11 protein-coding genes and 1 tRNA gene are annotated in these 12401 nt (G+C 48.4%); 2 read left to right on the top strand and 10 right to left on the bottom strand.

The genetic code is table 11. From position 1 onward, the window contains the following. Nucleotides 1–6 precede the first annotated feature (6 nt). Nucleotides 7–83 (top strand) — tRNA-His (locus WJT86_RS03810). A 63-nt stretch (nucleotides 84–146) separates the two neighbouring features. Here the strand turns inward: WJT86_RS03810 and WJT86_RS03805 are convergent. From WJT86_RS03805 to WJT86_RS03775, 7 genes are all read right to left on the bottom strand, one after another. After that, nucleotides 147–1241, bottom strand: a complete 1095-nt coding sequence (locus tag WJT86_RS03805; protein WP_346336150.1) for a DUF475 domain-containing protein — start codon at nucleotides 1239–1241, stop codon at nucleotides 147–149. Between the two features lie 283 nt (nucleotides 1242–1524). Further along, on the bottom strand, nucleotides 1525–2007 hold the full coding sequence (locus WJT86_RS03800; RefSeq protein ID WP_346336149.1) for an arsenate-mycothiol transferase ArsC: 483 nt from the start codon (nucleotides 2005–2007) through the stop codon (nucleotides 1525–1527). After that, entirely contained in the window at nucleotides 2004–2495 is a 492-nt protein-coding gene (locus WJT86_RS03795) for a UPF0262 family protein (RefSeq protein WP_346336148.1), read from the bottom strand. The genes WJT86_RS03800 and WJT86_RS03795 overlap by 4 nt, the downstream gene beginning before the upstream one ends. Before the next feature lie 80 nt (nucleotides 2496–2575). Then, nucleotides 2576–3865 carry a histidinol dehydrogenase gene (gene hisD, locus WJT86_RS03790; protein WP_346336147.1) on the bottom strand — a complete coding sequence of 430 codons (1290 nt, stop codon included), beginning with the start codon at nucleotides 3863–3865 and terminating at the stop codon, nucleotides 2576–2578. 36 nt (nucleotides 3866–3901) lie between these two features. Continuing rightward, on the bottom strand, nucleotides 3902–4330 hold the full coding sequence (locus WJT86_RS03785; RefSeq protein ID WP_346336146.1) for a DUF2948 family protein: 429 nt from the start codon (nucleotides 4328–4330) through the stop codon (nucleotides 3902–3904). A gap of 343 nt (nucleotides 4331–4673) precedes the next feature. Further along, on the bottom strand, nucleotides 4674–5963 hold the full coding sequence (gene murA / locus WJT86_RS03780; protein ID WP_346336145.1) for a UDP-N-acetylglucosamine 1-carboxyvinyltransferase: 1290 nt from the start codon (nucleotides 5961–5963) through the stop codon (nucleotides 4674–4676). Between the two features lie 169 nt (nucleotides 5964–6132). Beyond that, on the bottom strand, nucleotides 6133–6285 hold the full coding sequence (locus WJT86_RS03775; RefSeq protein WP_346336144.1) for a hypothetical protein: 153 nt from the start codon (nucleotides 6283–6285) through the stop codon (nucleotides 6133–6135). A 186-nt stretch (nucleotides 6286–6471) separates the two neighbouring features. Here WJT86_RS03775 and ptsP point away from each other — a divergent pair, with 186 nt between their 5' ends. Beyond that, nucleotides 6472–8511, top strand: coding sequence for a phosphoenolpyruvate--protein phosphotransferase (ptsP, locus tag WJT86_RS03770; RefSeq protein WP_346336143.1), 2040 nt, complete (start codon nucleotides 6472–6474; stop codon nucleotides 8509–8511). A gap of 16 nt (nucleotides 8512–8527) precedes the next feature. On the opposite strand, the gene WJT86_RS03765 is transcribed toward ptsP, so the two are convergent. The 3 genes from WJT86_RS03765 to WJT86_RS03755 all read right to left on the bottom strand — a co-directional run bounded on the left by WJT86_RS03765 (nucleotide 8528) and on the right by WJT86_RS03755 (nucleotide 12399). Beyond that, on the bottom strand, nucleotides 8528–10447 hold the full coding sequence (locus tag WJT86_RS03765; protein ID WP_346336142.1) for a BglG family transcription antiterminator: 1920 nt from the start codon (nucleotides 10445–10447) through the stop codon (nucleotides 8528–8530). Between the two features lie 97 nt (nucleotides 10448–10544). Beyond that, on the bottom strand, nucleotides 10545–11282 hold the full coding sequence (gene dagF / locus WJT86_RS03760; RefSeq protein WP_346336141.1) for a 2-dehydro-3-deoxy-phosphogluconate aldolase: 738 nt from the start codon (nucleotides 11280–11282) through the stop codon (nucleotides 10545–10547). 1 nt (nucleotide 11283) lies between these two features. Then, on the bottom strand, nucleotides 11284–12399 hold the full coding sequence (locus tag WJT86_RS03755) for a DgaE family pyridoxal phosphate-dependent ammonia lyase (RefSeq protein WP_346336140.1): 1116 nt from the start codon (nucleotides 12397–12399) through the stop codon (nucleotides 11284–11286). Nucleotides 12400–12401 lie beyond the last annotated feature (2 nt).

Below are 12401 nucleotides of genomic sequence, written 5' to 3'. Positions count from 1 at the left end.
GTTCGGGCAGTTGTAGCTCAGTTGGTTAGAGCGCCGGATTGTGGATCCGGAGGTCGGTGGTTCGAGCCCACCCAACTGTACCATCGTAAATCTCTGAAAATTGTAAAATTTAACCGCAGGCAGCCAAAGCCACCTGCGGCTGATTTTTATATGGCCTTGTTTTCCGGTGTCTCACCCTTCACGACATTCGCTGAGCTTCCGGGCCTGTTAAAGCGGACAGAAGACCAGAACGAAATACCAATCAGGACAGCACCACCCAAACCGGTAATAACCTCCGGAATATGAAACATTGTCTGGAAATACATGACAACAGACAACACAACGATTGCGTAAAATGCACCGTGCTCAAGGTATCTGTACTGAACCAGCGTTCCCTTCTCAACCAGCATGATTGTCATGGAGCGGACGTACATCGCACCGATACCAAGGCCAATTGCAATAATGAAAAGGTTCTGCGTCAATGCGAAGGCCCCGATGACACCGTCGAATGAAAAGCTGGCATCCAGAACTTCAAGATACAGGAAGGCACCCAAGCCACCCTTTGCTGCCGCATTCATTGTCTTCTGTGATGCATCCAGTAAGCCGCCAATAACCTCAACCGTCAGAAACGTTAGAAGACCATAAAGGCTGGCATGGATAAAAACATCTGAGGCTTCTTTGGTAAGGAACGATGAGAAGATCAGAATCAATGCAAGGACAAGACCAATCTCAATTCCTTTAATGGCAGCAAAACGTGCCATTTTCGATTCAAGCCAGAAGACCCAGTGAATCGTCTTTTCAGCATCAAAAAAATAACTCAGCCCAACCATCATCAAAAAGGTACCGCCAAAAGCGGCAATCGGCAGGTGAGCTTCCTGCATAATCCGGGCATATTCTTCAGGCTTTGATGCTGCAAGCGTAATAGCCTCCCATGGCCCGATCTTGGCTGCAATCACCACGATCAAAAGAGGGAAGACAATACGCATACCAAAAACAGCAATAACGATACCCCAGGTCAGGAATCGATGCTGCCAAACAGGCGTCATATCTTTGAGTTTATTAGCGTTGACGATAGCATTATCGAACGACAGGGATATTTCCAAAACAGCCAGAACCGCACAAATAAAAAGCGCGGTTGTTGCACCTGTGACAGTACCAGTGGTCTGCCATCCCAGCCATGTGCCAAGTAACAATCCGCTAATTGTTACAATAAAAGCCCATTTGAAATATCCGAGCACGTCTTTATGGGAATGGGCTGTCATAACAGTCCCCCTTCCGACACAACAACAATCACACATAATTGTGTTTCAGAACGGGAAGACATCCACGTATTCTGAGGAATACATGCAAAAAGCATGGAATCTTTTGACATTTTTAAAGTCCGCCGGCTGATTTGCAGGCGGTACCGACATCACGAGAGCGCCGTATCAAACTCTCGCCAGAGGGGCCCGGCACCGGTATATGTTCGCAATCTAAATACGAAACATGCCTAAATTATGTATCTGGCAGCACCAGTCAAGATGTTTCATGCAGAAGGCCACAGGCTCAGACCTCCATATCATCACTCCAGAGTGGCTGGCTTGAAAGCCGCTGTTTAATGTTCTGAGTTAATGTTTCCCGCACCTGCCGGTAGGCGTCTAATTCTTTCTCGTAAGAACCTTGTACAGCTGTCGGGTCAAAAGTTGGCCAATACTCGACATTGGCAGATAAGGAGCTGGTCATTTCCAGAATTAAATGGTGTGCTTCCGGCGACAGGGTAACAATCAAATCAAAATTCAGCCCTTCAGTATCTCGCAGCTCAAATATTGTCCGTGTTTTATGACGGGAGCAATCAACTCCTATCTCCTGAAGAGCAGCGACAGCCATTGGATCAATATCGCGCCCGGCTTTCACGCCTGCTGATTGAATATAAATTTTCTGACCAAAAAAATGTTTTGCTAAAGCCTCAGCCATTGGAGAGCGAATAGCATTATACTTGCATGCAAACAGGACAGACTGGATACCGCCTTTCCGTTTTGGATCGGTCATACATCATCACCTTTCCAATAAAGAGCGAAAACAAGTGTAAAGAGGCGGCGAGCCGTATCAAAATCAAGCTCAAACTTGCCCTTCAAACGCCCTAACAGAATTTCAGCTGCTTCATTATGCAAGCCACGCCGCCCCATATCAATGGCTTCCAAGCGGGCTATGGAACCACTTTTAATTGCCTTTTCGTAGCTATCGCACAGTAACGTATAATCACGCAGCACACGCCGAAAGGGTGTCAGTGACAGGTGGTGGGTAATAATGGGGTGCTTGGCATCATTATAAACCGCGAAGTAAAGCTTTGTCTCAACAATACCGACACACAGAATATAAGGGCCATTATCATAACCACAGACAGAAAAACGGTTATCTGCCAGAATATCACTAATGGCAGCAATACGCTCATGCTCTTGCTCAACATTACGCTGAGCAAGCGTTTCCTCATCAAGTTTAACTGCAATGAGGCGTTCTTTTTTGGCCCGTTCGCCCATCCTATCCCCATGGCAAATTATCAGGACTGACTACCTGTCTGATATCCTAATCTATAACAACCGATCACAAAACCAAAAAACTAGTTTAACCGGATTGCAACAGAGCGCGCATGAGCATCCAGCCCTTCCGACTTACCAAGCGCGACAGCAGCTGGGCCAAGAACAGCAAGCGCCTGACGATCACATTTAAGAACAGATGTACGTTTCATGAAATCAAGCACGCCCAAGCCCGATGAGAAGCGTGCAGATCTCGCCGTTGGCAGCACGTGATTGGGGCCACCAACATAATCACCAATTGCCTCAGGTGTGTGGCTGCCCAGGAAAATTGCACCAGCATTGCGCACACTTGAAACCAGTTCATCCGCATTCTGGCATTCAATTTCCAGATGCTCAGGGGCAATACGGTTACTTAAGGCAAGCGCGTCTTTGATGTCATCAACCGTAATAATGACACCGTAGTTATTCCAGCTCTCACGGGCAATTTTTTCACGTGGCAGGGTTTTAAGGTGGGCCTCGACGCAACGTTCCACCTGATCAGCAAGCTCAATGGAGTCCGTTATCAAAATAGATTGCGCCGCGGTATCATGCTCCGCCTGCGCCAGCAGATCGATGGCAACCCAATCCGGGTTGGCGTGCTTGTCTGCAATAATCAGAACTTCTGACGGGCCTGCTATCATATCAATACCAACCTGCCCGAACACCCGACGTTTGGCAGCCGCAACATAAGCATTACCAGGCCCAACAATCTTCGCGACAGGCTGAATGGTGTCTGTGCCATAGGCTAAAGCAGCAACAGCCTGTGCCCCACCAATACGATAAATCTCTTCAACACGGGCAAGGCGTGCTGCAGCCAGAACCAACGGATTGGTCTCTCCACGAGGCGTCGGCACCACCATGACTAACCGCTCAACACCAGCAACTTTTGCCGGAATGGCATTCATCAGTACAGAAGATGGATAACTTGCCGTACCGCCTGGAACATAAAGACCAACAGATTCAAGCGCTGTCCAGCGCCATCCCAGCGTCACGCCGAGACTATCAGTTGACTGATGATCCTGTGGTTTCTGCAGTTCATGATAAACACGAATACGCTCTGCTGCGAGTTCAAGAGCAGAAAGAGTATCAGGCTCGCAAACCTTGATGGCTGCATCAACTTCATCAGAAGAAATTGCAAGGCCTGTCTTTGAAAGATCCAGCCCATCAAACCGATTGGTGTAATCAATCAGCGCCTTATCACCATGTTCAACAACATCAGCAATGATTGCACGAACAGCCGTATCAACATCTTCCGATATTTCGCGTTTCATCGTGAGGACCTCACGGAACCGGCTTTCAAAATCAGTAAGGTTGAATTGCAAACGTAGGGCCATTCCAAACTCTTTCTTTCAAAATCCTTACGACTTTAGTCAGTCTTGTGCGCGGGTCTCTTTTAAGGCCTCTGACGGAACAATACCAAGGTCTTTCATCTGAACCTCAATACACTCAATTTCGAGTTCAATCTCAACATATCGTGTAAAGACCAGAGTGGCCGTTCCGGAGGGCTTATCTTTCTCATTAAAGACAATGGCCAACAAGCACAGCGTCGCATCTTTATTGGATAAATCAAGACCTCGGCTCCGAACAGCTGTTACACGCTCAAAATGAACACCTGTCAGATTATAGTGAGGATCATCCGGTTGGCTGGTCTCCCAGTCCATCCGTTGTGTCGTAAAGACAAATTTCTTTTCTTTCGGCAGATAGACCATATCTCCGAGACGAATAAGGCTATCTTCCAAATGGGCTGAGATCACTTCAAGATCATCAGCGTCCAGGGCAATAAGTTTCAGGTTATCCATCGCTCAAACTGCTCACATCAATAACCTGAACATGCATTCTTCTCTGGAAGAGGCAAGCGAAAATAATAACATAATATGCGAAACCAAGTTTTATGCGCAGCAGACCGCAACAGGGTACTGAGGATTTATTTTAAAATCGATTCAGCTTTTGTTTAGTTCAACCCGCTATCAAGGAATTATAGAATTATAAATTAGGGATTTGAAAGACCCAGTTATGAAGAAACTTCTTTTTATTGTTGCTGCATTGGCAACTTTCACAAAAACGTCCACTACACCACAGCGTTGGAGACGTTAAACACCTCCCCCAAAATAAAAAAGGCTGGAAATTTCTCCAGCCTTTTCGTTATCCGCGCACACGCTCAATATTTGCACCGCACCGAGACAGTTTGGCCTCCAGTGCCTCAAACCCGCGATCAAGATGGTAGACACGATTGATTGTCGTTTCACCCTCTGCAACCAAACCGGCAATTACCAGTGAAACAGACGCACGAAGATCAGTTGCCATCACCGGCGCACCTTTCAGCACGCCTGCCCCATCAACAATCGCACAATCGCCATCAAGCCTGATCTGAGCACCAAGACGTGCCAATTCCTGCACGTGCATAAAGCGGTTTTCAAAAATTGTTTCGCGAATGGTTGAGCTACCCTTAGCCTTCGTCATCAGGGCCATGAACTGAGCCTGTAAATCAGTCGGAAAGCCCGGGAATGGTTCTGTCGTAATATTGACGGCTTCAATCTGACCGCCCTCGCGTCGAATTCTGATACCATTCTCAACAGGTATAACTTCCGTGCCCGTACGGGCCAGAACATCAAGTGCACTTTGCAGAAGATCAGCGCGAGTGTCCTGCAGGAGAACATCACCACCCGTCATGGCAACAGCCATAGCGTAGGTTCCGGTTTCAATCCGGTCCGGCAGCACAGGATGAGAAGCACCGTGCAGACTGGGGACACCCTCAATTTCAATATGAGGTGTACCGGCACCTTTAATTCTGGCACCCATCTTATTAAGGCAATCCGCCAGATCAGTCACTTCAGGCTCACAAGCGGCATTATCAATAATGGTTGTGCCCTTTGCCAAAGTTGCCGCCATCAGCGCAACATGTGTTCCGCCAACTGTGACCTTCGGGAAATGTATTGTTCCACCTGTTAAACCATTAGGGGCTTTGGCAACAACGTATCCACCATCAACTTCAACATCAGCGCCAAGCTTTTCTAAAGCCATGATCAGCAGATCAACAGGACGTGTACCGATAGCACAGCCTCCCGGCATAGAGACACGGGCCTCACCAAAGCGGGCCAGCAACGGAGCAATTACCCAGAAGCTTGCACGCATCGTGGAGACCAGCTCATAGGGTGCAAACGTATCGACAACATTGCCAGCATTAAGGCGAATTGTCTGACCAGATTCAGTATTTTCACCCAAGCGCTTGCCGGCAATCGTGTGGTCAACACCGAAATTACTCATAATTCGCAGGAGGGAGGAGATATCCGCTAAGCGGGGTACATTAGTCAGCTCAAGCGTCTCTGACGTCAGAAGGCTCGCAATCATTAAAGGCAAGGCGGCATTCTTGGCTCCGGAAATTGGAATCACGCCATTTAATGGGGCTCCACCCCGGATTACGATACGATCCATTCTGTCCTCAGTTTTTACCCGATGCGCACGCAAAGAGCGTTTGTATAGTTGAGTTACATGCGCTTTCTTGCGCAATCAATACGATTTCATGACCACCATTTAAGGCAAAAAGATTGACGATCCGTAGCAACAGTTGAAAATGCTGGAAAAATGCACAATTCACTCACAGCTATTGATTGTCTTTCGTCTCTTCCCTCACAACCTCAGCAGTTGCTTTTTCCTGTGCTGCATCTTTTCCCACATTACGCTCACGCATATGGGCCTTACGGCGCTTAAGGTTTTCTCTCAGTGCTGACTTCAGCCTGTCTGCCTTGTTATTCATGACAATGCCAATAATGGGACCAATTTATTCAAAGATCACTTTTCTTAATTGAATCGCAATTAAAATGGAACCTCCGGAAAGGCCAAACCGTTTTCCGATTTGAACCGGAAAATTTTCCGGTCAACAGTTTGCAGCGCTGCAAATACAGTGCTCATGTCAGTCGATAACGAATGGAGGGGCTCTTAGATGGCCAATCAGACCGGTAGCGACAAGCTTGTTTCAGAGAATATCGCAATTCCTAATCCTGCAGGGCTTCACGCACGTCCTGCTGCGGTTCTCGCGACAAAAGCAAAGTCGTTTCAATCGGATATCAAAATCCTGTTTGGAGACCTCAGTGCAAATGCCAAATCAGTTGTTGGCATTATGGGTCTTTCAACACGCAAGGGTGATATTGTCCGCATTGAAGCCTCTGGTGAGGATGCTGCTGAAGCCCTTAATGAACTGACACAGCTTATTAAAGATGCCTGTGGCGAAGATGAGCATGAGGCACCACCAGCCACTACGGCACCGGCACAACCCGTACAACAGCAACCTATCATTGTTGACGCCAATCTTCTAACGGGTGTTGGCGCTTCTCCGGGAATTGCAATTGGCCGTATCTATCATCATCGTATTCAGGAATTTGATATTCCTGAGCATGGCCTAGCCTACACAGATGAACAGGCCCGCTTTTTAAAAGCCCTTGCGGATGCGAGTTCTCAAATTGAAGATATCAAGGTTCGTTTAAAAGAGCCTGCCAAACAGGCAATTATGAGCATGCATCAGGAGCTTCTGCAAGATCCTGATCTGATGGCCCATACCTATACAAACCTTGGCGAAGGCAAGTCTGCGGCATGGTCATGGCGCGACGCTTTTACGGCCTATTCAGCAAGGCTTGAAGCTCAAGGAAACGCTTTTTTGGGCGAAAGAGCGAATGACATCCGGGATATTGGCCGACGTGTTCTGGCGCTCCTTGCCGGTGTTGAACATGTTGAGATTGATGTTCCTGAAGGCTCAATCCTGATTGCTGAAGATCTGACACCTTCAGATACAGCTGCTCTTGACCCGGTCAAGGTCAAAGGTTTCTGCACCAGAACAGGTGGTGCAACTAGCCATGTGGCTATTCTTGCCCGTTCGTTTGGAATACCAGCTGTTTGTGGGATAGATCAGCAAGCCCTGCTCATACCGGAAGGTGGGCAGGCAATTATTGATGGTTCTCTTGGCACATTGCGTCTTGCTCCAACGAAGGAGCAACTTGAAGCCGCAGAAGCCGAGATCAAGAAAATCGAAGCACGCCGCGCCGAAGAAAGCGCCCTTTCGCAAAATGAAGCAAAAACAAGCGACGGTACTCGTATAGAGGTCGTTGCAAATATTCGGAATGCTACGGATGCCCGCGAGGCAATCGTGAAAGGTGCTGAAGGCGTCGGCTTGCTTCGATCTGAATTCCTGTTCGATAACAGGGATACGGCTCCCAGCGAGGAAGAGCAGGCTCAGGAGTATTGCGCAGTCGCAAAAGCTCTTGGCTCTGAACGGACCCTTGTTGTCAGAACACTGGATGTTGGCGGAGATAAACCCCTCTCCTACATGCCTCTTCCAAAAGAAGATAATCCGTTCCTCGGATTACGTGGCATAAGGGTTGGGCTGGAACGTCCAGATATTCTTAGAACACAGCTGCGCGCTATTTTGCAGGCGGCACCTTATGCCAAACTTCATATCATGTTCCCGATGATTGCATCTATCGATGAACTCCGTGAAGCCAAGGCCATTCTTGCAGAAGAACAGGCTAGTATGGGTGTTAAGGATGTCAAAGTCGGTATCATGGTTGAAGTTCCCTCAACCGCTGTCATGGCAGAGCGCTTTGCCAAGGAAGTCGACTTCTTCTCCATCGGGACCAACGACCTGACACAGTACGTACTTGCGATGGATCGCGGTCACCCGCAACTGGCTAAGCAGGCAGATGCCTTGCATCCTGGTGTCCTTGCAATGATTGCAATGACCTGCGAAGGCGCCAAGAAGCACGGCAAATGGGTTGGTGTATGCGGGGGCCTTGCCTCTGATGAACGTGCGGCTCCCCTTCTGGTCGGCATGGGCGTTACAGAGCTTTCTGCCAGTATTCCTTCCATTCCATCTGTGAAAGCAACACTGTCACGCTGGAGACTGGACGAATGCAACCAGCTTGCTAAAGACATTCTTGAAAAGGCAACAACAGCAGAAGTCCGCGAGCATCTGGCAAAAACGGCACGCTGATCAACATCAGCCAGCTTTATGCATCTGACATACTGGCAAGAGCTGTTTCGTAAAACTCTTCAAACGAACGGCTCTCAGCCAGCTTTGTTGCTGTACGTTGACGCATAAAATTCACGAATAGATCATAGATCGCCATCGCTTCTTCATATTCTGTCTTGCTAATGGCGAGCAGAAAAATAACCTTGGCGATACTACCATCTCCCCACTCAATCCCCTCAGGCGCGATGACCGTATAAACAGCCGTTTTACGAGCCATGAGACCAAGGGCATGCGGAATAGCAATACCATCCCCCAGCATCGTACTCAGGATGCTCTCACGTTCCCTGACGGAATCCGCAAATTCTTTATCAACATATCCTTCTGCCGCCAGTTTAGCGCAGACTTCACTGAAGAGCTCTTCCTGCGTCATTCCCTTTCTGGCGACCATGAAATGCTTGGCAGCAAAATAACGCTTGAGCATATAGGGGCGCGTTCTATCGACTGAAACAAGCTTTTCCAGCTGCTCTATCTGATAATCTGACGGAAATGGAGAAACCACGGCCACAGGCCTGTTTTTCTCCTGCAGACGTGACGTTGCAATCACGAAGTCAGCTGTCACAGCTTCAAGCTGATCATACTCCTGTCCGGTCATTGTCGCACAGATATCCATCTGCGGAAAACGCCGGTGCAACAAAGCCTCCAGTGTCCGAAGGGTTGCATTACCACCATCATTAACAAGAAGCGCCTGTGGTCTTCTCAAATAACCAATCTGGTAATGGCGCTCGAGCCCCACACCGATGTGTAAAACCAGATAACCGATCTCGTTTTCAGAGATACGGTAAGGCGAATGTTTCGCCCAGCTGCTAACCGCAGAGAGTGTGAAATCGAATGCCAGTGCGTAGTGCTGTTTAATATCAGCCAGCACAGGATTAGGTAGATTAATCTGATATCGTACCCTTGTAATCATTGTTTTTACATGGGTGATCATATCTGTTCTGAGCTGCTCATCATGGCGCAGGTCATAATGATAATGTCTATTGATATACTCAAGAATATAGCTGACCAAAGCCCCGGCATCATCCGCATTAATCTCGCTTGGCAGAATGCCCTGTACGCTTCTGGCTGCAATATTTACGCAGATAAAGGCTTCTTCAGATGCGGAAATATGTATCCCTGTCATACGCCGCATCATTGCAATTATATGGCTGGCAGCATGACGGATATCATCGACCGGCTCTTCCGCCTTAAAATCCTGAAGCGGGAATCCCTCCATGATACGGCAGACAGCAATGGCACAATAAAATGTCATAAACTGCGCCCCCTCATCTGTCAGCTTCAACCCGGCACGTGACAGACAATGAGGCAGTTCGGCCCTGACGATTGCCAGAGCAGCTGAAAGTTTGTGTTCATCCTGAAAGAGAGTCAGATCGGGGCTTTCAGATGAAATCTCTGACATCAGATCGGCGAGGCATACACGAATAGCCGTTTCCTCACCGATCAGCTTCATGCCGTAATGAGGCTTAACTTCAATTGAGAGCTGGTACCGTGCAAATCTCTCCCGCACATCTGCCATATCAGCCTGCAACGTTGCACGACTGACATTCCATTCATCAGCAAGGTCCTGAAGTTTCAGAGCATAAGCGGAGCTCAAAAAACGAATAAGCAGTTGTCTGACACGTTTTGCTGCACTTTGAGGAACCGGTGCAGCACTATCAAGCGTCCCTTTTATTGCTTCTTCAAACTTTGCGGGATCATCGATATTAAGGCTGTATCCCTTACCCCTTTTCAAAACAAACTGGGCACCATGTCCTGAAAGAATATCATTCAGGATATCAATATCACTACGAACTGTACGCGTTGACACAGATAGGCGGCGCGCAAGTTCTTCCTGCGGTAAGGACTCGGCATGCAACTCCGAGAACATCTGCGCCAGTCTCTGGTATGGGAACTTGACCATCCCACCTCTATCCATGCAATGACCATTACAACAAGGCACGGGAAGCTACTCAAAGCCTCCTCGTGCCTTATAATTCAGGTCCGCCCTCAAAAAATAATCAGAGCAGCTCTTTTACCATCTGTAACAGCTTTTCAACATCATCAGGACGAGTGTCTCCACTGGCCTCATCAATGATTGAGCTGTAGACATGCGGAATAACCTTTGACACGCCTGCTTCAAGAGCAATCTGAACGATCTCTTTAAAGTTGTCCAGCGTAATTCCGCCCGTTGGCTCCAGCCAGAAATCATCTTTAGCGCAGGCATCGGCAACAGCTTTATACTCATCACGATGCTTCAGACCACCCATTGGGAAGTACTTGATTGAGCTGCCGCCCATATCTTTGAGCATCGCAATGGCCGTCGAAACCGGCACGATTGCATCTTCAGCCTTTGAGCTTAGCGGCCCCGTCGAAATCTTGACCTTTCCAACCTGACCTGTCGGAGAAACAAGACCATTAACAACAGATTCATTCTGACCAAGCAGTGCACGACTTGCACCAACGCCTGTGAAAACCTGATTGACGTGCTGTGGCTGCAATTCTCCTGAAATGGCACTAACCATTTCAGACTGTTTGGGATCGCCTGCACCAAGGCCGACAGAGATCGCGTTTTCAATCAAACCGGCATAGTCACACATGTCAGCTACGGCACTGGCAACATCCGGGTAGTTCTTGGAAAGAACACCAACCAGAACGTGCCCCTGAGCAGCCTTGTAGACATCTACGGCGTTTTGCTTTGATCCGGCCAGCACATTGAGGCACACGCGATCAGCATAATAGTTGGGCTGTAGCTTCATTTTATTTATCTCCATTTACAACGCGACGGATATTTTGGCTGATTGTTTTCAGCTCTTCGTCGCTGACACTTCTGACATCAACTTCAACCTTGCCTTCATTGGCACGATATTCACGAAAGTAGATGGCAACATCACCTGATTTGAGGTCTTTGATCAGCTCTTTGGTTGTGCGGCCGATTTTCTTTTCATCAAAGCTCACTTCTCCGCGGGCGATATCACGACCGGCGGAATCCCAGACAACCCGAGCACTCACACCATCAATTTTACTGACATCTTCAATGAAAGGTGTCAGCTTGGCTTCCATTTCAGCGCCCGTTTCCTTGGCACGCTTAAGGTAACTTTCAATGGCAACGGTCAAGCCAAGGATACCTTCCTTGCCAACCTTCATCGCGCGGCCAATCCCCTGTCCCTGCAGCTTGACCCATTCGATAAAATCTTTCTTGCCGACAACCAGACCACTGGTTGGGCCTTCTATGGCCTTGGCGCCGCTATAGATCACAAGATCAGCACCCATATCGTAATAGCAGCGCAAATCTTCTTCAGCAGCCGCATCAACGATCAATGGCAGCTTATGCTTGCGGGCAACCTCAACAGCCTCTTTCACACTCAGTACACTCTTCTGAAGCGCATGATGCGATTTGATGTAGAGGATAGCGGCTGTATTAGACCCAACAGCGGCAGAGAGCTGCTCAGCCGAGCACTCATTACCCCAACCAGCCTCAACAGCCTTACCGCCGCCAAGCGCAATCATTGTACCAACAGGTGCGCCATAATTAACGTTATGCCCTTTCGGCAAAACAATCTCGCGTGGTCCCTCAACCGGTGTTGCATGAAGGTTAACCAGCATCCATGGATCATTTTTGACGATGACAGCAGCAACGGAAAGGGCAATACCGGCAGATGCAGATGAAACAACAGTCGCTGCTTCTGCTCCCAGCAATTTTGCAATGTAGTCACCGGTTTTATTGACCAGATCCTTCATCTCAAAATAGCTGCCCATGGCAAGCGTTACGGCATCAACAACATCCTGAGGCGGCGTGGAGACACCAAGAATGGTCATCCGACCGGATGCGTTGATAACGGGCTTGAGATTATAACGTTCATAGATTGAAGCCATTG

Source organism: Hohaiivirga grylli, assembly GCF_039655745.1.
Taxonomy (GTDB): Bacteria; Pseudomonadota; Alphaproteobacteria; order Rhizobiales; family Beijerinckiaceae; genus Hohaiivirga; species Hohaiivirga grylli.
The sequence above is the reverse complement of the archived record's forward strand: the minus strand, read 5'-3'. Positions and strand labels throughout refer to the sequence as shown.